At 38.5% G+C, this 24,844-nt stretch carries 28 protein-coding genes and 1 other annotated feature; of the genes, 1 reads left to right on the top strand and 27 read right to left on the bottom strand.

The features are described from left to right. Window positions 1-99: 99 nt before the first annotated feature. The 7 genes from yajC to BFJ97_RS06120 form a co-directional block, all read right to left on the bottom strand. Window positions 100-360, bottom strand: coding sequence for a preprotein translocase subunit YajC (yajC, locus tag BFJ97_RS06090; protein ID WP_068983752.1), 261 nt, complete (start codon window positions 358-360; stop codon window positions 100-102). 173 nt (window positions 361-533) lie between these two features. Continuing rightward, window positions 534-1,679: a tRNA guanosine(34) transglycosylase Tgt gene (gene tgt / locus BFJ97_RS06095; RefSeq protein ID WP_068983753.1), complete on the bottom strand. Its 1,146-nt coding sequence runs from the start codon at window positions 1,677-1,679 to the stop codon at window positions 534-536. Window positions 1,680-1,737: 58 nt separating this feature from the next. Next, a complete protein-coding gene (queA, locus tag BFJ97_RS06100; protein ID WP_068983754.1) occupies window positions 1,738-2,778 on the bottom strand; it encodes a tRNA preQ1(34) S-adenosylmethionine ribosyltransferase-isomerase QueA in 1,041 nt (346 codons plus the stop codon). Window positions 2,779-2,795: 17 nt separating this feature from the next. Beyond that, window positions 2,796-3,800 (bottom strand): Holliday junction branch migration DNA helicase RuvB, encoded by a 1,005-nt coding sequence (gene ruvB, locus BFJ97_RS06105; protein ID WP_068983755.1) that lies wholly within the window; start codon window positions 3,798-3,800, stop codon window positions 2,796-2,798. Window positions 3,801-3,818: 18 nt separating this feature from the next. After that, the gene (gene ruvA, locus BFJ97_RS06110) at window positions 3,819-4,439 is read right to left on the bottom strand and encodes a Holliday junction branch migration protein RuvA (RefSeq protein ID WP_068983756.1); all 621 of its coding nucleotides are present in this window, start codon (window positions 4,437-4,439) and stop codon (window positions 3,819-3,821) included. Window positions 4,440-4,555: 116 nt separating this feature from the next. Beyond that, entirely contained in the window at window positions 4,556-5,353 is a 798-nt protein-coding gene (locus BFJ97_RS06115; protein WP_068983757.1) for a phosphotransferase, read from the bottom strand. 70 nt (window positions 5,354-5,423) lie between these two features. After that, a complete protein-coding gene (locus tag BFJ97_RS06120) occupies window positions 5,424-6,458 on the bottom strand; it encodes a LysM peptidoglycan-binding domain-containing protein (protein ID WP_068983758.1) in 1,035 nt (344 codons plus the stop codon). Window positions 6,459-6,599: 141 nt separating this feature from the next. Between BFJ97_RS06120 and BFJ97_RS06125 the strand changes: the two genes are divergently transcribed. After that, window positions 6,600-7,133, top strand: coding sequence for a transcription repressor NadR (locus BFJ97_RS06125; RefSeq protein ID WP_068983759.1), 534 nt, complete (start codon window positions 6,600-6,602; stop codon window positions 7,131-7,133). A 415-nt stretch (window positions 7,134-7,548) separates the two neighbouring features. Here the strand turns inward: BFJ97_RS06125 and BFJ97_RS06130 are convergent, their stop codons facing one another. The 20 genes from BFJ97_RS06130 to BFJ97_RS06225 form a co-directional block, all read right to left on the bottom strand. Then, the gene (locus tag BFJ97_RS06130) at window positions 7,549-7,938 is read right to left on the bottom strand and encodes a thiol-disulfide oxidoreductase DCC family protein (protein WP_068983760.1); all 390 of its coding nucleotides are present in this window, start codon (window positions 7,936-7,938) and stop codon (window positions 7,549-7,551) included. A 24-nt stretch (window positions 7,939-7,962) separates the two neighbouring features. Continuing rightward, window positions 7,963-8,838, bottom strand: coding sequence for a prephenate dehydratase (gene pheA / locus BFJ97_RS06135; protein ID WP_068983761.1), 876 nt, complete (start codon window positions 8,836-8,838; stop codon window positions 7,963-7,965). A 431-nt stretch (window positions 8,839-9,269) separates the two neighbouring features. Further along, window positions 9,270-9,725 (bottom strand): ACT domain-containing protein, encoded by a 456-nt coding sequence (locus BFJ97_RS06140; protein ID WP_053484814.1) that lies wholly within the window; start codon window positions 9,723-9,725, stop codon window positions 9,270-9,272. 24 nt (window positions 9,726-9,749) lie between these two features. Further along, the gene (gene obgE, locus BFJ97_RS06145) at window positions 9,750-11,039 is read right to left on the bottom strand and encodes a GTPase ObgE (RefSeq protein ID WP_068983762.1); all 1,290 of its coding nucleotides are present in this window, start codon (window positions 11,037-11,039) and stop codon (window positions 9,750-9,752) included. Window positions 11,040-11,044: 5 nt separating this feature from the next. Continuing rightward, window positions 11,045-11,572: a Spo0B domain-containing protein gene (locus BFJ97_RS06150; protein WP_068983763.1), complete on the bottom strand. Its 528-nt coding sequence runs from the start codon at window positions 11,570-11,572 to the stop codon at window positions 11,045-11,047. Between the two features lie 1,035 nt (window positions 11,573-12,607). Beyond that, complete coding sequence (rpmA, locus tag BFJ97_RS06155; protein ID WP_053484817.1) at window positions 12,608-12,907, bottom strand: 50S ribosomal protein L27; 300 nt, start codon at window positions 12,905-12,907, stop codon at window positions 12,608-12,610. Beyond that, window positions 12,904-13,260 carry a ribosomal-processing cysteine protease Prp gene (locus tag BFJ97_RS06160; RefSeq protein WP_068983764.1) on the bottom strand — a complete coding sequence of 119 codons (357 nt, stop codon included), beginning with the start codon at window positions 13,258-13,260 and terminating at the stop codon, window positions 12,904-12,906. Before BFJ97_RS06160 ends, rpmA begins: the two co-directional genes overlap by 4 nt. 16 nt (window positions 13,261-13,276) lie before the next feature. Next, on the bottom strand, window positions 13,277-13,585 hold the full coding sequence (gene rplU, locus BFJ97_RS06165; RefSeq protein ID WP_036124117.1) for a 50S ribosomal protein L21: 309 nt from the start codon (window positions 13,583-13,585) through the stop codon (window positions 13,277-13,279). Between the two features lie 14 nt (window positions 13,586-13,599). Then, window positions 13,600-13,675: a sequence feature (ribosomal protein L21 leader region), on the bottom strand. Between the two features lie 45 nt (window positions 13,676-13,720). Continuing rightward, window positions 13,721-14,350, bottom strand: coding sequence for a stage IV sporulation protein FB (locus BFJ97_RS06170; RefSeq protein ID WP_254660125.1), 630 nt, complete (start codon window positions 14,348-14,350; stop codon window positions 13,721-13,723). Beyond that, complete coding sequence (locus BFJ97_RS06175; protein ID WP_068983766.1) at window positions 14,322-14,876, bottom strand: M23 family metallopeptidase; 555 nt, start codon at window positions 14,874-14,876, stop codon at window positions 14,322-14,324. The genes BFJ97_RS06170 and BFJ97_RS06175 overlap by 29 nt, the downstream gene beginning before the upstream one ends. Window positions 14,877-14,969: 93 nt before the next feature. Continuing rightward, on the bottom strand, window positions 14,970-15,767 hold the full coding sequence (minD, locus tag BFJ97_RS06180) for a septum site-determining protein MinD (protein ID WP_068983767.1): 798 nt from the start codon (window positions 15,765-15,767) through the stop codon (window positions 14,970-14,972). Between the two features lies 1 nt (window position 15,768). Then, entirely contained in the window at window positions 15,769-16,437 is a 669-nt protein-coding gene (minC, locus tag BFJ97_RS06185) for a septum site-determining protein MinC (protein ID WP_068983768.1), read from the bottom strand. A gap of 27 nt (window positions 16,438-16,464) precedes the next feature. Continuing rightward, window positions 16,465-16,989 (bottom strand): rod shape-determining protein MreD, encoded by a 525-nt coding sequence (gene mreD, locus BFJ97_RS06190; protein ID WP_068983769.1) that lies wholly within the window; start codon window positions 16,987-16,989, stop codon window positions 16,465-16,467. Next, on the bottom strand, window positions 16,989-17,903 hold the full coding sequence (mreC, locus tag BFJ97_RS06195; protein WP_068983770.1) for a rod shape-determining protein MreC: 915 nt from the start codon (window positions 17,901-17,903) through the stop codon (window positions 16,989-16,991). The genes mreD and mreC overlap by 1 nt, the downstream gene beginning before the upstream one ends. A gap of 13 nt (window positions 17,904-17,916) precedes the next feature. Next, a complete protein-coding gene (locus BFJ97_RS06200) occupies window positions 17,917-18,936 on the bottom strand; it encodes a rod shape-determining protein (protein ID WP_068983771.1) in 1,020 nt (339 codons plus the stop codon). 769 nt (window positions 18,937-19,705) lie between these two features. Then, window positions 19,706-20,377 (bottom strand): RadC family protein, encoded by a 672-nt coding sequence (gene radC, locus BFJ97_RS06205; RefSeq protein WP_083226948.1) that lies wholly within the window; start codon window positions 20,375-20,377, stop codon window positions 19,706-19,708. Window positions 20,378-20,411: 34 nt separating this feature from the next. Next, window positions 20,412-21,005, bottom strand: coding sequence for a Maf family protein (locus BFJ97_RS06210; protein WP_068983772.1), 594 nt, complete (start codon window positions 21,003-21,005; stop codon window positions 20,412-20,414). Between the two features lie 99 nt (window positions 21,006-21,104). Next, window positions 21,105-21,752, bottom strand: coding sequence for a hypothetical protein (locus BFJ97_RS06215; protein ID WP_068983773.1), 648 nt, complete (start codon window positions 21,750-21,752; stop codon window positions 21,105-21,107). Between the two features lie 533 nt (window positions 21,753-22,285). Then, window positions 22,286-23,539 (bottom strand): bifunctional folylpolyglutamate synthase/dihydrofolate synthase, encoded by a 1,254-nt coding sequence (locus BFJ97_RS06220; RefSeq protein WP_068983774.1) that lies wholly within the window; start codon window positions 23,537-23,539, stop codon window positions 22,286-22,288. Further along, the gene (locus BFJ97_RS06225; protein ID WP_068983775.1) at window positions 23,536-24,828 is read right to left on the bottom strand and encodes a bifunctional folylpolyglutamate synthase/dihydrofolate synthase; all 1,293 of its coding nucleotides are present in this window, start codon (window positions 24,826-24,828) and stop codon (window positions 23,536-23,538) included. Before BFJ97_RS06225 ends, BFJ97_RS06220 begins: the two co-directional genes overlap by 4 nt. Window positions 24,829-24,844: the final 16 nt, after the last annotated feature.

Raw genomic sequence — 24,844 nt, forward strand, 5'->3', positions numbered from 1 at the left:
TTTTATACAAAAAGCCTGATCAAAATGGTTATTTTGACAAATCTAAATAAAATAAGTAAGGCGTTGTCCACATAAATGATGGACAACGCCTTATAAATGTTAGTTATTTACAATACGTCCGATTGCTTGACGATCAAATTTCACGCGCACATTGTCTGCGATTTTTAATGTTACAGCAGTGTCCTCAATTGAGTCGATCTCTCCGTGTAAGCCACCGATTGTAATAACTTTATCTCCACGTTGCAAATTACTCTGCATATTTTGTGTTTCCTGCTGTCTCTTTTTAGCAGGGCGGATTAAAATAAACCACATTGCAACGAACATTAGTAATATTGGTGCTAATCCAATTAGTTGTTCCATGATTCTTGCCCCCTTTCCAATTCTCACTTTTTTAGTATAGACTATTTCACCTTAAAAAAGCGATGACCAAGCCCAAAATTTTTCTATATTACTAATATTTTTTCTATAATAGACAATTTTTTGCTAGTAATATTCACAATTCACATAAATTTACATGATTTTTTTACTAAAGATTAGAAGTTCTTTGCATTTGGTCCGTTAAAACCATATTTCTCGAAAAATTCTTCTCGGAAATCGCCAAGACGATCTTCACGAATTGCCTCACGTACTTGCTCCATTAGCTTCAATAGGAAGTGTAGGTTATGGTATGTCGTTAAGCGGATACCAAACGTTTCTTCAGTACGAATTAGGTGGCGAATATACGCGCGTGAATAGTTTTTACATGTATAGCAATCACAGTTCGGATCAATCGGCCCAAAATCACGTGCATATTTTGCATTTTTAACAACTAAACGACCTTCTGAAGTCATTAATGTACCATTACGGGCAATACGTGTTGGTAGTACACAGTCAAACATATCAATACCTCGAATAGCCCCATCAATTAATGAATCCGGCGATCCTACGCCCATTAAATAGCGCGGTTTGTTCGCTGGCATCATTGGCGTAGTAAACTCTAAAACTCGGTTCATGACGTCTTTAGGCTCCCCAACAGATAGCCCTCCAATTGCATAACCTGGGAAATCTAGCTCTACTAAGGCTTCTGCAGAACGACGGCGTAAGTCCTCGTATTCTCCCCCTTGAATGATACCAAATAGACCTTGTTCTTCTGGACGGTTATGAGCTTCTTTACAACGCTTAGCCCAACGCGTTGTGCGATCTACTGATTGTAGCATATAGTCATATGTCGCAGGATAAGGTGGACATTCATCAAATGCCATCATAATATCCGAACCTAAATCATTTTGAATTTCCATTGCCTTTTCTGGACTTAAAAACAGTTTATCCCCATTCAAATGATTACGGAAGTGAACCCCTTCTTCTTCAATTTTACGGAATTGACTAAGTGAGAACACTTGGAAACCACCTGAATCTGTTAGAATTGGGCGATCCCAGTTCATAAATTTATGCAAGCCCCCTGCTTCTTTCACAATATCATTACCTGGGCGAAGCCATAAATGATACGTATTTGACAGAATAATACCTGCATTCATTTCTTTTAAGTCCTCAGGTGACATTGTTTTTACAGTTGCTTGTGTACCAACAGGCATAAATGCTGGCGTTTCAAAAGAGCCATGTGGCGTATGCACGATGCCAAGGCGTGCTCCTGTTTGTTTACAAGTATGAAGTAGCTCATAACGAATTGCTGGTTGTGTCATAAAATAAATATTCCTCTCTTATCTAAAGTAAAAACAGTACTTCGATTTTTTCTTTAGTTTATCCTTTTGGACGGATAAACATAGCATCACCAAAGCTAAAGAAGCGATATTTTTCTTCTACAGCTTGTTTATATGCACTTAAAATGGTTTCTCTTGTCGCAAGTGTGCTAACAAGCATGACAAGGGTTGATTTTGGTAAATGGAAGTTTGTTATTAAACCATCTACAACCGAAAATTCGTATCCTGGATAAATGAAAATGGACGTCCAACCTTGCTCTGCACGAACCTCGCCTCCATATTTAGAGCCGATCGTTTCCAAAGTACGGTTAGAAGTTGTCCCAACTGCTATCACCTTTCCACCATTACTCTTTACACGGTTAATAATAGATGCCGCTTCTTCCGTTACACTATAAAATTCGGCATGCATTTCGTGATTTTCAATTGAATCTACACTTACAGGACGGAAAGTTCCTAGCCCTACATGTAAAGTGATAAATACAACTTCGACCCCTTTTGCTTTAACTTGCTCTAGTAATTCTTCTGTAAAATGAAGACCTGCAGTTGGTGCTGCTGCTGAGCCACGTTCTTTTGCATAAACGGTTTGGTAACGATCCTTGTCCTCTAATTTTTCACGAATATACGGAGGCAATGGCATCTCACCAAGTTGTTCTAAAATTTCATAAAAAATCCCATTATATTTAAACTCAAATGTACGCCCACCATGATCAAGCTCTCCTGTACAAGTAGCAGTCAATAAACCATCTCCGAATGTCACAACTGTACCGACCTTTACACGTTTAGCTGGCTTAACAAGTGTTTCCCATTCATCCGTACCAGCCATTTGCTTTAATAGCAGTACCTCTATATGAGCACCTGTTTCTTCTTTAACGCCCATTAATCGCGCTGGTAAGACCCTTGTATCATTTAATACAAGACAGTCGCCTGCTTGTAGCTCCTCTAAAATATGAGCGAAATGATGATGCTCAACATTTTGTGAGCCTGGTGTCACGACCATTAATCGACTAGCTGTACGATCAATAAGTGGTGTTTGTGCTATGAGTTCCTCTGGCAATTCAAAATCAAAATCTTCTACACGCATGAAAATACTTCCTTCTTCTAGGTTTGTTGGGGATATTCATATCCAAAATGTTCGTAGGCTAAATTTGATGCCACACGTCCACGTGGCGTCCGTTGAATAAAGCCTATTTGCATCAAATACGGCTCGTACACATCCTCTATTGTTACACGTTCCTCACCAATAGATGCTGCCAACGTATCTAAGCCTACAGGGCCACCACGGAAGCGCTCAATCATATTGGTCACAAGTTTATGATCAATATGGTCAAGTCCTCTAGGATCGACTTGCAATAGCTCAAGAGCTTGCTTAGCAAGTCCCTCAGTTATCATACCATCTCCAAGCACCTGTGCATAATCTCGCACTCGTTTAAGCAGGCGATTGGCAATACGTGGTGTCCCTCGCGAGCGTCTCGCCATTTCAAGTGCTGCTACTTGTTCAATATCAACATCAAATAAGTGTGCACTACGCTCTACAATTTCTGCAAGTGAAGTATTATCATAATACTCCAATCTTAATAATACGCCAAAGCGATCCCTTAAAGGTGCTGATAATGCGCCAGCTCTTGTTGTTGCACCAACTAGTGTAAATGGCGGTAAATCAAGCCGTACAGAACGCGCTTCTGGACCTTTACCAACAACTATATCTAAACAAAAATCCTCCATGGCTGGATAAAGCACCTCTTCTATTGCACGAGGCAGGCGATGTATTTCATCGATAAATAGCACATCTCCTGGCTCCAGTGAGCTTAAAATCGCCGCCAAATCCCCAGGACGTTCGATTGCAGGACCACTAGTCATGCGCACATTAACATTCATTTCATTAGCAATGACCGCAGCTAATGTCGTTTTACCAAGTCCAGGTGGTCCATATAACAGCACATGATCTAAACTTTCCTGACGAAGCTTTGCCGCTTCAATGAAAATTTGTAAATTCTCCTTTACCTTATGCTGTCCAATGTATTGTGCTAATCTTTGTGGACGTAAAGATAATTCAAACTGTTCATCATAGCTACCCGCCTCACTAGCAATCATACGTTCAGACATGTACTTCCCCCCCTTCCACTATTTTAACTTTAATAGCAATTGTAATGCTTGTTTCATAAATGCATCTGTTGTTTCAAGCTTGTCATTTTCCTCAAGCTGTGGACGTATTTTTTCAAGTTCTTTTTCAGAATAACCAAGTGCCATTAACGCAAGAATAGCTTCTTCAAGCTCATGTTTAAATGGATTCACACCAAATAACGGCAGCTCATCCTCTGAACTAGGTAGCTCGATAGTCTCCATTAATCCACCAAGTTTACCTTTTAAATCTAGAATCATTTGACGGGCCGTTTTCTTGCCAACACCCGGGAATTTTACTAAAAACGATTCATCCTCTCGTTCAATGGCACCTATCACCTGTTGCGGGTTCCCAGTAGCTAAAATAGCTAACGCACCCTTTGGTCCAATTCCTGATACTAATATAAGCTTTCGAAACAGCTCTCGTTGGTCTAAATTTGGAAAGCCATATAACACTTGAGCATCCTCACGCACATGCAAATGTACAAAAATTTGCTGCTCAAGTGCAGATGTCCTAAACGCAAATGGATTAGGTGTATTGAGCTGCCAACCAATTCCTTGTTGTTCAAGCACAATATACTCAGGAGTAATACGCTTTATTTGTCCTTTTAAATAATCATACATTTTCTATAATCCCTCACAATCATCGTCTTCGATTATAGCATATAGCGAACGAATGCTCGACTATAAGAAAAAGCACAAGTAATCGTTCACACACAAAAATGACCGCCTAAAGACGGTCATTTCTTCATCATTCTATCAATATCGTACCACAGTTTTGGCCAATATGTGAGGGCACGTTTTGTAAACGGCACTAAATAATCTAAAAACACTAGCTGTTGATCTAATGGTAAATCCACTGCGAAAAGCCATTCACGTAAAAGCTCATTTGGATATTTTAAACGATGTAGCTTTCTTTTATCTAAACGGTTCAGCTCCGGTAACTCTGCAAATATTTTACTAAGGTCATAATCTACAGCTGGCAATACACGATGTAACCATAAAATATATTCATCATCCGCTTCTCCAAGATGAGCTAAATCAAAATCAATTAAACGCAATTCCCCATCTGAGCACCATAAAAAATTATGATGTACGACATCTCCATGTAAAAGCGTTATTTCTTTTTCGGGTACATCCTCCCGTGCGATTAACTGTAACGACTTCTCACTATAGTGTAAAATTTGATCGATTTCTTCTTTCGTTAAAAAAGCACGAAATTCATTCCGCCTGCTCTTAAAACGCATATGACGCATTTGCCATTTTAAAAGCTGTGAATAGGTATGCAAGCCCGGCATCCGCTGCCAAGCAATTTTCTTATGTGTATCATGTAAGGTATTTAATAACTTAAGTGATTCCATCCGATCTTTTTTATGTGCAAAATTTGCACTATGACTTCCTTCTTGCCAAACTTGCACGATTAAGTACTCATCATCACTTTTCATTAAAGGTAAAATCAGTGAGGGTTCAAGTCGTCCAAGCTGTCGATGGATAACCCTCACCTTATCTGCTATTTCTAACTGCTTTGCACGTTTCACAAAATAATTATTAGATTGATATTTATACTTCCAAATATTAGACTTTACTTCTTCAATGATATACGCTTTTTCACCATCGATAAGGCGTCATCCCGCCTGGGTACATGTGCGGTGACATCCATGGCCCTGATGAAGAATACGGCGTTGGGCACTGGGATGGACATGGCATTGGACATGGTGGTGGGCACGGTGGTGGACATGGCGGTTGACATTGACATGAATCCATTTTCCAATTCGGCATCATGATTGGTTGTGCATTACAACCACAGGATTGCTTCATTTCCATCTCCTGCATAGGCTCATATCCAGGCTTCATAGGGAAGAATGGAGATGTACTAGATTCTAAGAAATCAGGCATTCCAGCAACTTTACTGCATGGCTCACATGATGGTTGCTCCGGCATCGTATATGCTTCTACTTGTTGTTCCATTGGCATCGGCATCGGCATATGCCACCACATATGATGATGCACCGGCTGATGACAGCTTACACAATGAGGTACTACTGGCATATGTGGCATTGGTTGTGGCATTTGTGGCATGATATAAATCGGTTGTGGCATTGGTTGTGGCATTGGTTGTGGCGGTAGTTCCGGTTGTGCTACAGGCGGTGGTGGTTGAATTTGAACTGATGGCGGTATAACCATTTGAGTTTGTTCTACTTGTGGCATGACTACTTGTTGATGCCAATTAAGCTCTACAGGCTGTGGTACAAACGTCGGTTGCTGAGGCATTGGCATTGGCATTGGATACGGAATTGGAATCATCTGTGGTTCTGGCATCGGTGGTGGTGGTGCAACAATAGGTGGTGGCATCGGTCTTTGCACCTCTTTTTTGATACTTTCTTTAACAGGCCTTGTAGGTGACTCCTTATGCATAGGTCTTTCCTTATGCCCTTCCCTATGCATATCCCAATTTGTATCTCTATTTCCTTCTCTATGCGGTTCTTTGTTTATTTTTTCAGGCAAAATAATTTCCATGCCCGGTACTATATAATCTGGGTTGGCAAGATGGGCATTGAGTCGTTTTAAATCTTCAAATGAAATACCATACTCTTTTGCAATCTTCCACAACGTATCTCCCTTTTGAACAATATGAATACGCAATTTTTTCCTCCCTTCCTCTCTACGTATCATATGTTCAATGTTTCATTTGGATACAAAAATTTCACGCATGTTGCAAAGGCTTCATGGTACACTAGTTTTAAGGAAAACGGCTTCCTTTATTACAGGCAGAGGTGATCTCTTATGAAAAAAATGTTAGGCGAAGAACGCCGACTGCAACTTCTCGCACAGCTAAAAAAAAGCAACACACCTATAACAGGGACGGACTTGGCGAAATTTGCTAACGTTTCTAGACAAGTCATTGTCAATGATATGACATTATTAAAGGCTAGAAATGAACCTATTATTGCAACTAGCCAAGGATATCTTTATATGCATCAGGAACAATTACATCAAACTGTTGAACGTACTATCCCTTGCTTCCATACCTCAGAGGATGCAGAAGATGAACTTATAACAATAGTTGATTGTGGCGGTACAGTAAAAAATGTTATTGTAGAACATCCTATTTACGGAGAAATTACTGCGTCTATTATGGTCTCTAACCGTCATGAAGTAAAAAAATTTATTCAACGTGTTACTGATACACAGGCAAGTTACTTATCCGAACTAACGGGTGGTACACATCTCCATGTTATTTCTGCGCCTTCTGTTGAAATTTTAGATTTAATTGAGCTTACCTTACACAAAAAAGGCTATTTAGTAGTTGATCAATAATCAATTTTTACTTAGCTGCTGGCTTTCACAAAGGCTAGCAGCTTTCTATTTTTATGAATTTAAATGATTTACTATCAGGTGTATTGATTAGCCATTTTTATACAGAATTAATTCAAAGAGGCTGATTTCCGCTACGAGCGACTCGCTTACCCGCGAGAAGCTTTGCCCTGCGATGATAGTGAAGCAACAGGAGCACTCGAGTATCCCTACGCTACAATCAGTTAAAATGGAAATATATTAGCAACATAGTAACAAAAAAAGAGGCTGAGACAGAACTCGATTATTTTGAAAAATAGCGAAAATAGGTAATAACTTTTTCGCTTTAATGAGTAGAGTGTTCCTTCCTAAATCAAAAAAATGTTAGACCAATGCAATCGGTCTAACATTTTTTCTTTTTGTCCCAGCCTCTTCAAAGTTAGAGAAACCTTTTACGCTGTGAAGGCGTTGGCAATAAGCACATTTCTTTTTGACCGAAAAGGCGATACCGATTTTTTGCAAATATTCGATACATCATATTCCGTATAAATGATGGGATCAGGATGAAAACATAGAAGACTGGCCAGAAACTATCTAATCTCCGACAGATTTTAAGTGCAGCTGTAGATTCAAAATATGCCTTTCCATGTTCAAATAATATGACACTATCTATATTTTCAGGTACTTCGTATTGTGCAAGTAATGCCTGCCCTACATCACTTTGGATTGAGGCAAATTGAAAATAGGCTCCCTGATCATGTTTGATAATAAATTGCACACTACTGTCACAAAAATTGCATACTCCGTCAAACAAAATAATGCCGCCCACAATGATTCCTCCTAGCCACTTTGGTTACTCTTCTGACGTTAGATAAGTAAAGTATGTACCAAGTGACTTCACCTTGCAACCAAGTGCAGCTAGTTCTTCCATGGCCCCACGCATCATAGGCTCCTTTTCATCTGCCAATACATCAATCATAAAGAAATAATCACCTAAGCCCGTTTTTAATGGTCGTGATTCGATTTTACTTAAATTTAGCTGTCGCCATGCAAATACTGATAGTACTTGATGTAATGCCCCCGAACGGTCCGTTGGCAATGTTATCATGAAAGTTGTTTTTGCCTGTCCATCCGATAATTCTTGCGGTAATCGTATGTTTTGCTTAGATAATACGAAAAAACGAGTATGGTTAAAATGGAAATCATGAATATTATCTTGAACAATTTCTAAGCCATATTTTTCTGCCGCAGCTGCATTACCAACTGCCGCAATACATTCGCTTGGATTTTCGGATACATATTTTGCCGCTGCCGCTGTTGATGTCGTTTGATGTAACGGAACATGGCTGAATCGATAAAATAAGTATTTATGACATTGTGCTAGCGCATGTGGATGTGAGTAAACTCCATTAATTGATTCCCAATTGTTCTTCTGCTCTTGATTGACCATTAAATGCTGCTGTATTTTCAACTGAAGCTCCCCTGTAACATATAGTGTTGCCTCATGAAATAAATAATCGAGCGTTAAAGGAACGGAGCCTTCTAAAGCATTTTCCAACGGTACAACTGCTAAATCTACCTTCCCCTTTGCTACTGCCTCTATACATTCTGGAATTGTAGCACAAGGGACAAGCCACTCAGTTGGAAAGGTGGCTTTAGTCGCTAAGTATGTAAATGATGCTTCCGGCCCTAAATAGCCAATTCGTTTTTCCCATTGTTCTTTTGTCATGATATTTACCTCCCTCACTACAATTGTAGTATAAAGTTTGAGTTTAATTTACTGTGTGTAATATTTGCAAATAAAAGATTTAACATTTCTATTTTTTCAGAAAATTAATTTTATGGTACTACATAGAATGTTAGGTACGTGCGAAGTTTCTCAACACATGTCGGTGACTGCCCGACCCTTTATGAATGTTCTATCCGTCTCTTTGCTTGTTCTATACAACGACTTTTTTTACTCTTTAGTTATAGAATAAGGAGCTGTCCCATCAGACAGTATTACATCATGTGGGACTGCTCCTTTTTGAGCTTTATAACATATTTGCTAGTGCTTTTATAGTTGAATTCAATCTGCAAATTAAACACTGCTGTTTACATTTGTCAATAATTCAAGCTTGCTTATAAATTATGGTTTTAATTATTTACTATCAACAGTTACTACAATGCACCAGAACTAATCACTTCCGCAGACTCTACAAAATCTAAACGTTTGAGTTGCTGTATTAAATCATCAAGTTCACATGTCATGCTAGTTACATCTAATGACAACGTAACATTGGCACGTCCTTGAATCGGTATAGTTTGATGGATAGTCAGTACATTGCAATGCGTAATTGTCACTGTTTCTAAAAGCTTTGCAAGTGTTCCTTTACGGTCCTGAAGCTGTAAAAAGACTGTTAAAATGCGTTCCTGCACAATTGAGTGAAAAGGAAATACAGCATCACGATATTTGTAAAACGCACTACGCGATAAATCCACCTGCTTTACCGCATCCCAAATGGAAGATACCGAACCACTTGACAGTAAGTGTTTCGCCTCCAAAGTTTTTTGCATAGCATCCGTTAAAACATCTTCACGAACTAAATAATATCGCTGATTCGCAACATTCTTCATACGCTTCCCCCTAAAACTCTTGTCTTAATCGACAAATTCAAATTCAAACTCTTGCAGACGAACTGTATCGCCATCTTGTGCTCCACGTTCGCGTAGTGCTTCATCCACGCCCATTGCACGCAATTGACGAGCAAAACGGCGAATACCATCTTCACGGCTGAAGTCAGTCATTTTAAATAGGCGTTCAATTGCGTAACCACTAATGATAAATGCACCATCATCATCACGAGTAATTTCGAAATCTTCACCTTTTCCTTCATGTTTATACATTACCGTTGCATCTGATTGCTCTTCTAAATCATCGTATAGAGGGAATTCAGGCGTTACTTCCAGTAAATCAGCAATGGCAAATAGTAACTCTTTTAAGCCTTGACGTGAAATTGCTGAAATCGGGAAAATTTGAATGTCTTCTCCCACTTTTTTGCGGAATTCCTCTAAGTTTTCTTCTGCTTCTGGCATATCCATTTTATTTGCCACAATAATTTGCGGACGCTCTGTTAAACGAAGATTATATTGTTTTAGCTCTTCATTAATCGTTAAATAATCCTCGTATGGATCTCGACCTTCCATCCCAGACATATCAATTACATGGACAATAACACGTGTACGCTCGATATGTCGTAAAAACTGATGGCCTAAGCCCACTCCTTCATGAGCTCCTTCAATAAGTCCAGGTAAATCTGCCATCGCAAAGCTACGATGATCATCCGTTTCAATCATCCCTAAATTTGGAACAATCGTTGTGAAATGATAAGCACCAATTTTTGGCTTAGCAGCAGAAACAACAGATAGAAGCGTTGATTTACCAACACTTGGGAAACCTACTAGTCCCACATCCGCTAAAACTTTTAACTCTAATATAACATTTAATTCTTGTCCTGGCTCACCTTTTTCAGAAAGTTCTGGAGCTGGATTTGCTGGTGTTGCAAAGCGGGAATTTCCTCGTCCACCTCGACCAGCTTTGGCAATTATAGCTGTTTGACCATGCTCGACTAAATCAGCAATTACGGCATTTGTTTCTTCATTGATAACAACTGTGCCTGGTGGTACTTTAACGATTAAATCCTCTGCACGTTTACCATGCATTCCTTTACTCATACCATGCTCACCACGGTCAGCCTTGAAGTGGCGTTTATAGCGAAAATCCATTAATGTTCGCAAACCCTCTTCAACTTGAAATACTACGTTACCACCGTGTCCACCGTCACCACCGGCTGGACCACCATTCGGTACATATTTTTCTCGGCGGAAGGCAACCATTCCGTCACCACCGTCGCCACCTTTTACATAAATCTTAACGTGATCGACAAACATTTAGTTCACTCCCTATTTGCATTCAATACATATTGCCAGCACGTATTCGTCTGTTCAATTGTTTGAATGTCTAATTGTTTCAAACCTTTTTCGGTGAATGCATCAGCACTCCATAGCCCATTTAGCGTGAATGTCACGGCAAATGTATGATCGTCAACACGTACATCGAGCGCTAAGCTCTGCTCTGTAAATGGATCTAATGTATCATAAACATGCATAACTGTTTTGTTTAAGTAATCTACAATTTCCGTATCAATATTATTTGTGACGGGCTTTTTTATCTCACCGCTAAGTTTCATTGGTAATGATTGATAGCGCCAGCCTGCTGTTTGCAGCCACTCGATTGTTTGCGGTAATTGTAGACGATTAAGGATAGAAAGTGCTTGTAATTGTTCCGAATAATTTTGAATAAGTTTTTTTGATTCATCAATTCTACCTAAATCTAAATTCATGCGAATAAGCTGGAGCTGATTCACATAATCATGATTTGCAAAACGTAATACTTCACTAATGGTTAGTGATTGATTGTTCATCCCATTCACTCCAATAAAGTTATCCTTACTAGTATAACAAGTTTTGCTGTATTTTTCCCTTAAATCTTTATCAATTATTCCTCGGTATAATTGTGTCCGAAATCGGCTTTGTGCTTAGGCCTGCAAATGTTTTATGTGCGAAAGCGTAGTGTTAACGTAGCGACAGCAACAAATGTTTTTTGTGCGAAAGCGTAGTGCTAACGTAGCGGCAGCAACAAATGTTTTTTGTGCGAAAGCGTAGTGCTAACGTAGCGGCAGCAACAAATGTTTTTTGTGCGAAAGCGTAGTGCTAACGCAGCGACAGCAACAAATGTTTTTTGTGCGAAAGCGTAGTGCTTAACGCAGCGGCAGCAACAAATGTTTTTTGTGCGAAAGCGTAGTGCTAACGCAGCGACAGCAACAAATGTTTTTTGTGCGAAAGCGTAGTGTTAACGCAGCGACAGCAACAAATGTTTTTTGTGCGAAAGCGTAGTGTTAACGTAGCGACAGCAACAAATGTTTTATGTGCGAAAGCGTAGTGTTAACGCAGCGACAGCAACAAATGTTTTTTGTGCGAAAGCGTAGTGCTAACGCAGCGACAGCAACAAATGTTTTTTGTGCGAAAGCGTAGTGTTAACGCAGCGACAGCAACAAATGTTTTTTGTGCGAAAGCGTAGTGTTAACGTAGCGACAGCAACAAATGTTTTTTGTGCGAAAGCGTAGTGCTAACGCAGCGGCAGCAACAAATGTTTTTTGTGCGAAAGCGTAGTGCTAACGCAGCGGCAGCAACAAATGTTTTTTGTGCGAAAGCGTAGTGCTAACTTTTTTGTCTGTTCGATAGCGAAGCGACAGCAAAAGGGTTTTAACTGCGCGAAAGCATTGCGGCAACACAGCATGATGTTGGTCACTCAGTCGTTGCCACAGGACGTGGCGTTCTTAGACTGAGTTCCATATTTCAGCGGATGTTTGGACGCCCACTGAACTAAGTTGAAATTTAGCCAAAAAAAGGACTGCAATAAATGCAGTCCTACGCTTTATGTTTATCTTTTTTTAAGATTAAGCTTCTTGTGATGCTGGGTAAACAGATACTTGTTTGCGATCGCGACCTAAGCGTTCGAATTTAACAACGCCGTCAACTTTAGCAAATAGTGTATCGTCACCACCACGACCTACGTTTGTACCTGGGTAAATTTTTGTACCGCGTTGACGGTAAAGAATTGAACCACCAGTTACGAATTGGCCATCAGCACGTTTAGCACCAAGTCGTTTTGACTCAGAGTCACGTCCGTTTTTAGTAGAACCTACCCCTTTTTTAGATGCGAAAAGTTGAAGGTCTAATGCTAATAATAATTTCATCGTGTTCCACCTCCTACTTGGTTGTAGTTGATTTGGATGTATTGTCCGTAATTTTGCACCATAGAATACACTTGGGCAGTCATTACTTGGACAATTAACTGTAGTTTTGCATCAATCTCAGGCTCTAAATCTGATGGTAAATCTACCTTAAGATAGCCTCCACCTTCAGCAGCTTGTTCGACTTCTGGCTGTAATTGTAATAGTGCATAAATAGCATTCACCGTACCTATGGCAATGGTAGATGCTCCTGCACATACTAAATCCTTACCAGATTCATCGTATTCAGCATGTCCTGAAAATTCGAATGCTGACACATGTCTATTTTCATCGTGATGAATCGTAACTTGTATCATTCGTTACACCTCACAATTAAGCGTTGATAGCTTCAACAACTAATTTTGTGTAAGGTTGACGGTGACCTTGTTTACGACGGTAGTTCTTTTTAGCTTTCAATTTGAAAACAACGATTTTTTTCGCACGGCCTTCTTTAACAACTTTAGCTGTTACAGTAGCGCCTTCTACGAATGGAGCTCCAACTTTAACGTTTTCGCCACCAACGAATAAAACTTTATCGAAAGTTACAACCTCGTCAGCTTCTACACCTAATTTTTCAACATAGATTTCTTGACCAGCTTCTACTTTGATTTGTTTACCACCAGTTTCAATAATTGCGTACATTTTACTGCACCTCCTCATAGACTCAGACTCGCCTGTTTATAAAGGTGATCATACGATACTTAAACCTTTCCAGTGCGGTTGTAGTAGCACAGGTGCTACAAACAATAACATTAAGATATTACCACACGATTTATTTTAAGTCAATCTATTCATTACATATTTCTCAAATGCTAAACGATATTTTCGATAATTCCATTCTTTTAACGCTTGAAGCCATATAAATAAACATAGAATTGCTAAAAAAATAGATTGAGGGAGGTAATATAAAGTTATCATGAGTAGTATAGTCGCAATTGCAAGAGAAAGCCAGTAGTAATATTCAAATACCCGAACACTTGGAAAGACTAAAAATAAAGACGCTAAAAGTATTCTGCCACCGTCCAATGGAATAATCGGTAATACATTGATTGCTAATAGCACAAGTTGTGCATTGATGAGCTTTGCAGCAAGTAGTTCAGGCATAAAAAAAGCAAGGCCAATCCCTAATATTGTAGCGATTGGTCCCCCTAAGGCAATCCAAAGGAGTGACGTAGCTGGCACAACCGCTGGATTTTCAAATTCTATTTCCCCTCCATAAGGTGTTATAACGCATGATTTTACCTTAACACCACAAATCATTGCAGCTAACACATGACCTGCTTCATGCCATAGTAACGAAGATAAAATAATAGCATAATAAGCAATTTGACCACTAAAAATCATTATAAATACGAAAGGGATACATAGAAGATGCAGTTTAATTTTCATTGGACGCCGCTGTTTCAAGCCACTGTACAACCTGCTCTAAACTATAAGATGTCTTATCTTTTTCAATCGAGATATAGAGTTGTCCGGCCTCTTTCATGCCGATTAAATCATTTGCCTGTACTGTTGTATACGGCAGTTGCGCTAAACTATCAAGCATCCCATAGGAAACTGTGGTGCCATCATCATAGCTAATCGTCATTGTTTTACCAGTATATTTTGTATGACCAGTGAAAACAACAAGACCATTCTGCCCAGCATACACTGGAAGACCAGCATCATACTGCAATAAAAAGCCTTCCTTAAAAACTTGCGCATCGGCAAATGTTAATAGTTCAGTTTGCCCAACATCACTTGATACTAAAATGGTTTCCTCCTCTTTATTTAGCCAGCTTTGTCCGAGCTCGCTTAAATAAGTTAAATCTGCTGATGTTGTAACAAGTTTTCGCACAGGTGTTTCCAATATACCTTGATCCTCTAAACGAATTACAAGCATAATTGCAGCCACAAGTAATATTGTGACTAACCATCTCCATTTCTTAAACAAGCCCTCACCCTTTTTTCACACTATATGAGGCCGCATGTCCATTCATGCACAAGAAAAAAACCTTCTCGTACTAATGCACGAAAAGGTTTAAGATTATCTTGAAAATAACGCTTTAAGTTTTGAGAATACACCTCTATGTTCATCTTCAATTGACATAAGTGGCACAGATTCCCCAAGTATTCGACGGGCAATATTACGATAGCCTAGAGAGGCTTTGTTAGTTGGATCCATCACTACAGGTTCACCTTTATTGGAAGACGAAATAACCCCTTCACTATCTACAATTATCCCTAATAAATCGATAGACAAATGTGTTGTAATTTCATTCACATCCAAAGTATCGCCGCTTCTCATCATATGTTGGCGAATGCGGTTAATAATTAGTTTAGGAGCCGTGATTTCTTCCTGTTCAAGCAAGCCAATAATTCGATCTGCATCACGTACAGCAGAGATTTCTGGTGTTGTTACGACAATTGCATGATCTGCACCAGCAACAGCATTACGATAGCCTTGTTCAATGCCTGCTGGACAGTCTATTAAGACATAATCATAGTCTCGTTTTAATTCCTCTACTAAGCTCTTCATTTGCTCAGGATTAACAGCATTTTTATCTGTCGTTTGAGCAGCAGGTAATAAAAATAGTTTCTCATCTACACGTTTATCTTTTATTAACGCTTGATGAATCTTACAGCGCCCTTCAATAACATCTACTAAATCATAAATAATACGATTTTCAAGGCCTAAAATTACGTCTAAATTACGTAGACCAATATCCGTATCTACTAGACATATTTTTTTACCCTGTAGAGCCAATGCAGTCCCAAGGTTAGCCGCGGTCGTTGTTTTTCCGACACCGCCTTTACCTGAAGTTATGACGATTGCTTCTCCCACACTAGCTTCCTCCCTTAGACACATTTAACAATGGTCGAATATTTTTTAACGCGTGAATTTGATCATACGTAATGCGCCCATCATAGCCGATAAATGCACAAGTCATCTCTTCCTGATTTTTTGCTTTTACATGTTCGTCTGACATTACCTGAACCTGATCAGCAATCATGATATGTGTAGCTTCAAGGCGAGATGCTGCAATAATCGCTTCTTTATTACCATGAACCCCAGCATGTGCAATCCCTTTGAGTTTACCTAGGACATACACATTGCCACCAGCTTCTACACGTCCATTCGGATTGACATTCCCGACGATAATAATATCGCCTGGCGAACGCAGAATTTGACCAGATCTGACCACACCTAAATATGTATCTTGTTGACTTTCAATCCTTTTCTGGTCGCTCTCATGGACAGTCAGTACTTCACTTTGCACCTTTGAGACGATTAATTGCTCTGTTTCTTGAACAATTTTAATAAGCTCTTTGATTTGTTCATCAGAACAGTATCGATAACCTAAATATAATTGTACATCTACTTTGCTATCGATACCGCTTTCTGAAACTTTCTTTTTAAGCTCTTCTACTAAATCGACATACGCGCATTGATCGTCTAAATGAAGAACAAATCCACCCTTTGTTCCCTTCATATTAACCAACTGTTTTTTCATGAATGCCTCACCCCACGTTGCTCTTTGTTAAGAAACTTCACGTGCTCTCTGTAAGACACGCGCATTAATTAGATATTTGAAGGCCCAACCAAGAATCATTAAAAATAGTGCATTAGCAATGATCGTTGGTAATAGTCGTGAACGTAAGAAATCCGATAATGGGATCGATGTAAAGTCGATAAGATAGAAGAATTGATAGAGTATAAATTCTAAAATCGCTACTAAAACAACTGAAATCGTCGTTGTCACAACTAAGTGCTGATGAATAATTTTCACAATAGACCCTGCTAAAAAACAAATAAGCGGAAACAGTACTGAATATAATCCAATAATATCAATGTAAAAGACATCATACAAGACACCAAAAAAAAGTCCATACATTACCGCTCTCTGACGGCTGTAATAGATGGAAATAAATATTAAATATAAGATTAAAAATCTCGGCACTAAATAATAGATTTGTCCTTTGATTTCAATGGGTGAAAGCATAGCAAACTCTGGTTCTAGTAAAAATAGTAAAACCGCCACAGAGGGGATGAGAAATCGAACCATTATTTTTCCTCCTCTTTACTCGCCTCTGGTGGATGTGTTAAATCCTCGTTCGTTGCACTACCATCAGATCCATCTACCACAGTAGTGGAGCGTTTAGCAATAACAACATAGTCTAAAATTGAAAAATCTGCAGATGGTTTTACATAGGCCATTTTTGTTAAGCCAAAATCATCTGTACTTACTTCAGTAATTTCTCCGATTGGCACATTCTTTGGGAAAATACCCCCAAGTCCTGATGAAACTACTTGCTGACCTTTTTTAACTGGTAAACTTGAATCGATTCGCTTCATAATGAGTTCATTACGTTCTTTATCAAAGCCCTCAATTAAACCGTATGCTTCAGTCTCTCCTAAAACCATCGCAGAAACACGATAGTTTGGATTACTTGTATATAAAAGCTCTACCTCAGAAGTGAAAGGTGTCACTACTGTAACTTTACCGACTAACCCTTTCGCTGTCATAACTGCCATATTTTTTTCTACACCGTGTGAAGAACCTTTATCTAAAATAATTTTTTCTTCCCACTGGTCAGGATTTCTAGCAATAACTGTGGCATGAATCGGATTAAATTCTTTTAAGCTCTCTGATTTGTCGAGAAGCTCACGAAGCTTTTTATTATCTGATTTTAATTCCGTAGCCTCAGCTTGTACAGCTGCAAATTCTTCTAAGCGTGCTTTTAAACGTTTATTTTCTTCGTACGTGTTTAAGAGGGAATCAATATTATTAAAAACACCTGCAATATAATTCGCCGGCTTCGCAACAATAGATTGTGCGACGCCGACAGTATCTTTAATAATTTGCTCTGGTAAAGTTGCATTCGTCCGATCACGTAATGAGAAGCTAATCAATGCCACAAGAAAAACCATGCCTACAAGCAGCAAAATTAATTTCTTATTGAAAAAAAAATGTGGCATTGCCTAAACCTCCTTACCCTTTAACTTGTTGTGAACGGATTAAATCAATATGTTCTAGAGCCTTACCTGTACCAATAGCAACACAGTCCAGTGGATCTTCTGCGATAAATACTGGCATATTCGTTTCTTGGCTAATAACTTTGTCTAAATTTGTTAATAGCGCACCACCACCTGTTAAAACAATTCCGCGTTCCATTACGTCTGCAGATAATTCAGGAGGTGTTTGTTCAAGTGTTTTGCGAACGCCATCAATAATTGATGATACCGCTTCACGTAAAGATTCAGAGATTTCTTGTGAAGAAATTTCGATTGTTTTAGGTAAACCTGTTAAAAGATCGCGTCCTCTAATGTCCATTCTACTTTCTGGACCCTCAGCCAACGCTGTACCAATTTCCATTTTCACTGCTTCTGCAGTACGTTCACCAATTGTTAAATTATATGTTTTACGAATATACGAAATGATGGATTGGTCCATTGCATCCCCGCCAACACGCACGGATTCACTTGTTACAATACCACCTAATGATATAACAGCTACCTCTGTTGTACCACCACCGATATCAACGACCATTGACCCTGTTGGATCCCAAACTGGTAAGTTAGAACCGATTGCTGCTGCAAATGGCTCTTCAATTGTAAATGCTTCTTTAGCTCCTGCTTGGCGAGCAGCATCAATAACCGCACGTTGTTCAACCGATGTAATACCATAAGGCACACAAATCATAACATTCGGCTTTTTCCAATTTCCACCAGAATTTTTACAAGCTTCTTTTAAATAGTATCCTATCATTGCTGTAGTAATATCAAAGTCAGCAATAACGCCATCTTTCATAGGACGGATTGCTACGATTGAACCAGGTGTACGACCAATCATATTTTTGGCATCATTACCAACTGCAACGATATCTCCAGTTTTTGTATTTTTCGCTACGACTGAAGGTTCGCGTAAAACGATTCCCTTCCCTTTAATAAACACTAATGTATTCGCTGTGCCGAGGTCAATCCCGACATCTTTACTTCCTAATCCAAACAATTTGTGTACTCCCTTTCTATTTAAGCCATACTTTCGTTGACATCATCTACACCCCTGCGCGTAATTACACACAGAGCGCTTTATCTTCATTCAATCGATGTTCAACACCTACTGAAAAAACTACACACTCAATCATCTCACACCTGTTGAAGTGAGAGGCTTCTTCTGAATAAAGATAAAATCATACCGTTCATTATAACGGATAAACGCAAGAATTTATAGTGCTACATGCTCTTCTCGCGGAAAAGATACTATTTTAATTCCCTCCTAAACTAAAAATAGTACGTATAGATTAGCATATAATTTTTATTCTTGTAAGACAACGTGTAATAGGCTACCAATTTTTGTGAATATTATAGACATTTCTACGAGTACAATAACGTTTTATTTAAAAAAAGGTTCGCTTTCATTTTAGTTTTTCGCAAAAAAATACAAAAATATTTATTTTTAAAGTAACGAAGAGATTTGAAGCAACATCAAATGTTAAGATGCGAACAACGCGAGGGATTTCTAAAGCATTCCATATTCTCTCTTTTTGATGTTCTACCCGTTTCTTTTGAATGTTCCTGCGAATCCCCCTACATAGAACCAGCTATTTTTATTTTATATAGACTAAGTCATAAAAAAGAGGGACAAAAAGAAAAATGTTAGACCGATTGCATTGGTCTAACATTTTTTTGATTTAGGAAGGAACACTCTACTCATTAAAGCAAAAAAGTTATTACCTATTTTCGCTATTTTTCAAAATAATCGAGTTCTGTCCCAGCCTCTAAAAATATCCTTTTTCTTTCAAACTAATAAATTGATGATCGCCGATGATAAGGTGATCAATCAAATCAATGCCCATAATATATCCAGCCTCTAAGATTCGTTTCGTCACTTCAATATCCTCTTCACTGGGGGTCGGCACGCCGCTGGGGTGATTATGCGCACAAATTATCGAAGCCGCAGATCTCTTTACAGCCTCGCGAAATATCTCTCTAGGATGAACGATTGAAGCATTTAGACTGCCTATAAAAATCGTCTGCCTATGAATAATTTGATTTTTTATATTTAAAAAAAGAACTACAAAATGTTCTTGATTCAGTGAGGTCATATCAGGCATTAAATAGGCGGCGGCATCTTGCGGTGAACGTATCGTATATTTTTCATCGCTTTGTTTCTGAGCAAGACGTCTACCAAGTTCAATGGCTGCTAATATTTGAATGGCTTTAACCTCACCAATCCCTTTAATCGCAACCATTTCTTCTATAGTTGCATGTTTTAAATAATGTAAACGCTCAAAAACACTTAGTATGCGATTTGCAAGTACAAGTACAGACTCTTCTTTAGTGCCTGTCCTTAGTAAAATGGCCAGTAGCTCCTGATTCGATAAACTCATTGCCCCTTGTCGCAGTAGTCTTTCACGAGGTCGATCCTGTATATTAACGTCTCGTATCATCATTCTTGGTAAAACATCATTTGGCAAAAAAGACTCACTCCTTCGCAAATTGGATAATATCGAGACCTACCAAATGCGTAAACAACGCTGCAAGTGGTAAGCCGACAACATTGTTATAATCTCCTTCAATTCGCTTAACTAAAAGTGTACCAGCAGTTTGAATGCCATAACCACCTGCTTTATCAAATGGGTCTCCCGAATCTACATATGCTTCGATCAGCTCCTGCGATAAATGATGAAAGACAACATTTGTCTCCTCGATAAATGTTGTTTCATTACCGTTAGGCTCAATAATGGCAACAGCTGTCATGACCGCATGATGCTTGCCTGATAAACGTAATAAGTGAGAAATTGCCTCCTCACGATCTGTTGGTTTATGAAGTAGGTTATTATCATAAACAACAATAGTGTCTGCTCCAATAATCGTTGCATTTGGCGCTTTTTTTGCCACATCCCTTGTTTTTAATAGAGCTACACCTTTTACATAATCTTGCATTGTAGTTGCCTGGACACTTGTCTCTTCTACTTCACTGGTGATTATGTCAAATGGAAGTGATAGCATTGCAAGCAATTCCTTTCGTCTAGGTGAAGCAGAAGCGAGCACTAGCTTGTGATTTGTATTAAACATTATCTGACCATTCCTCCTTATTAGTTATCATAACGGAGAATTTAGGTTTTGAAAATTTTCAAAAAATCAAGATAATGCTTATTTTGCCATCTTTCATGCTTAAAACTTCACTTGAAGACAAGTATTTTTCGATTTGTAATGGGCAAAAACATGTAAACGAATGATGCTAATATCGTTTGAAATTGAAGAGGCTGCCGCACCAATAGATTGCCAATCAGCAGGGAGTGTAGAATCCTTCGAATTATCCTTAAAATTTAATTTTGTTGCCTTTTTGTCAGCTAGCACAGATGGTAGCTCTGCAATCGTAGCCTCCTTACAGCTGTCACTACTTACACTAAATGCTTTTTTAAATGTGGGAGGATCTTTTAAAAAGACAAGCTGACTTTCATCGGTTACCATACTTGTCCAAACGTAAAATTTCCCATCAACCTCGACAATGGCACTCTCTTTTAATGAAGGATGTTCAGCTACAAACGAGCTTGCACTTTCATAATTTGAATAAACCCCTGCTTGACTTGCAAAAAACATAGTTCCATCCATCGCTTCACCTGCTGTCGGAATTGTTTCTGCGTCTGTATTTTTATTATTACTATTACTGGCTATATCACCGCCATTATTTTCCAAAGAAAATTGAGTGCTCGCTTGAAGAACACCTAAAAAAATAGCTACACCAAAAAGTCCCACTACTCCTCCAATAAACATCGCACGAAATATTTGTTTTTTCATGACCTGACTGACAATTTTCATTCGTCCATCACCTCTTCCTTCACGTATCAAAGCCTATCTATAAAAAGACAAGACTGTTTATGACTACAATTTGATATAAGTATATGTATAAAAGTATGTGTAAATGCTAATTTACTTCATTTTGATTTAGTAGTGGTTTTTGAGGTTTATCATAAAAATTAAATATTTTGTATCCAAATTTTTTACCATTGAATTCCCTTTTTGCGAAACATAAACTAGATAAAACCGTTTATAGCCTCTCTAATCTAATGAAAAACGGGCAAGTCACAAAACAACCATTAGCTTTCACCAAGAAAAACTCTCCAATCAAAATGTAATAGAGGAAATAGAAACATATTAGGGAAAAGTGCTTGAAGAAATCCGAGAGAGGATATCAGAATTTTAATAGTAATAGGAGAATTATAATGAACCCTATTTGTCCCAATGACCTTGGAATAACTAATCTGCAAAAAAGCCCTACCGTTCACACAATAAAAAAGAAAATCAGGGCCTCTCTTTATAATGAGAACCTGATTTTCACTAGAAATTACATATTATACATTTTTTAATCTACTACGTACTTCAGTTAATAAATACAACGAACCCGTTACAATAGTTCTCGACTTACTTTCTGACTGTCGTTGTAAAAATTGAACATAATCTTCTAACACTGCTTTATGAGAAGCATTGGACAGCTCAAGCATTTTTTGAGCAGCCATCGCACGAGAATTACTGAAATCAACAAAGTAAAAATAATCACTTACCTGCTCAAACTGAAGCAATATCTCTTTTACAGCTTTATCAGCAAGAATGCCAATGACAAAAGAAATCTGCTCTTCTGGGAACTCATGTTTTATCGTTTCTATTAATTTCTCAGCACTCGCCGGATTATGAGCACCGTCTAAAAAAATATAAGGCAAAATTTCTTCAAAGCGTCCTAAAATGGTTGCGTTTTCCACAGCTTTTTGAATAGCCTCTTTACTAACTTGTATCCTACATGTGGTCGCCACTTCAAAAAAGGCTGTAATAGCAAGTGCCATATTATTCGCCTGATGTGCTCCCTTCATTGTGCGTATGAGCTCTGTAATACGGAAGCCATTATCATTATGCACATAACTCTCTCCATCATTTCTCTGCTCCACATAAAACTGATGATTTAACTCAAAAACGGATGAATGTATTTTTTTAGCTTCCTGATAAACTATATTCTTTGCCTCTAACGGCAACTCACCGATAATAACTGGACGATCCGGCTTAATAATTCCGGCTTTATGGCGGGCAATACTTTCAATCGTATCTCCTAAAAAATTCGTATGCTCTAATGCGATACTCGGGATGATTGACACAATTGGTGTAACCACATTTGTACTATCAAGTAAGCCCCCCATCCCTGCTTCAATAAGGGCAATATCTACATTACTCGCAACAAAATGTAAAAATGTTACAACAGTTAAAAGTTCAAAATCTGTTAATTTCCCACTAAGTCCAGCTGCCTGCATTTGTTGGAATACCCGATTCATTTCCGCTTCCGTAATTGCTCGGCCCTCTACTTGAATTTGGTCATGTACGTCCAAAATACAAGGAGACATAAATTTACCAACACGTAAGCCATGTTCTTTGGCGATTGATTCTAGAAATGTAAGAGTCGAGCCTTTACCATTAGTCCCTGCAAAATGCACGACTCGCAATTTTTTCTCTGGATTACCTACTCGTGCCAATGCCTCTTCAATTGCAGTTAGACCAGGCTTAATAACATCATCGCTTAAAACATTCCATTTTTCTTTATAACTATTAAATTTGGGGATCATCGTTGTTCCCCCTGTAGCCATTGTCGTATTTCAGCTATGAAATACAATGAACCTGTAATGACTATAATATCCTCATCATTTCTTTGATGTAGCACTGTTTGAACCATTTCACGCCAATCCACACTATACGTTTTGTTCGTATTTGTCGATAATGAAGCTAATTTTTCAGCAGGCATAGCATTCGGCAGTTCAATTTGTGTAAATGCTATTGATGTAGCAATACTATCCATTAAAGCAATACTATTCGCATGATCTTTATCTGACAATGCTGCATATATAAATCGATAGTTTTGATGTGGATATACCGTTTTAAGTGTTTGAATTAGTGCAGCTGTTCCTTCTGAATTATGCGCTCCATCTAGTACTATATTGCCAGATAATTGCTCAAAACGTCCTGCCCACTGAGCGATCGCCAATGCTTGACGAATTGACTCATCTGAAATGTCAATTGCTCCATTCTCTCTTAACAAGAGGATAGCTGTAATCGCTAGACTTGCATTATCTATCTGATGTGGCCCGGCCATTTTTACTGGGACATCTACCATCTCTACATTTGCTTTTTGGTAATTAAAGAGCTGTATATTAGCACTTTGCACAATGTTTTCAACCGTAAAATCTTTTCCTAAAACAAAGCATGGCGCATGACGCTCATTTGCTATCTCCTGGATAACAGTAAGTGCCTCTTCACTTTTAACCCCGACAACAACTGGTACACTTTCTTTAATAATTCCCGCCTTTTCAAATGCTACCTTTGCTAATGTATCTCCTAAAAACGCAGTATGTTCTAGTGAAATCGTTGTAATAATTGAAATAAGTGGCGTAACGACATTCGTTGCATCTAAACGTCCACCAAGTCCTGTTTCAATCAGTACAATATCCACTTCTTCATCCGCCAAGTATTGGAACATAATAAGTGTCACGACTTCAAAAAAGCTTGGATATTCACCTTTATAATGTGTCTCAATAATAGTAGAAACTTTGTTCATATAATGTAAAAATTGCGCATCAGAAATTTGATTTCCATTAATAGTTATTCGTTCATTGACACACTCTAAATGAGGTGAAGTAAAGGCACCAACTTTGTAGCCAGCATGTTGTAGCATTTCTCTTAGTGCATTCACTGTTGAACCCTTACCATTTGAACCCGCTAAATGAATAGCGTGTAGCTTGTCCTGCGGGTTACCTAGAATCTCCAGTACCTCTCGCATCAATACAAGTGGTGCCCGTTTATGATCAACTGCTTTTAACATAAAAATAAAATCTGTACATTCTTTCATCGATTTAAACAAAAGAAACACTCCCTCT

Origin of the sequence: Lysinibacillus xylanilyticus (assembly GCF_001708185.1) — a bacterium.
In the GTDB taxonomy this organism is placed as follows: Bacteria; Bacillota; Bacilli; order Bacillales_A; family Planococcaceae; genus Lysinibacillus; species Lysinibacillus xylanilyticus_A.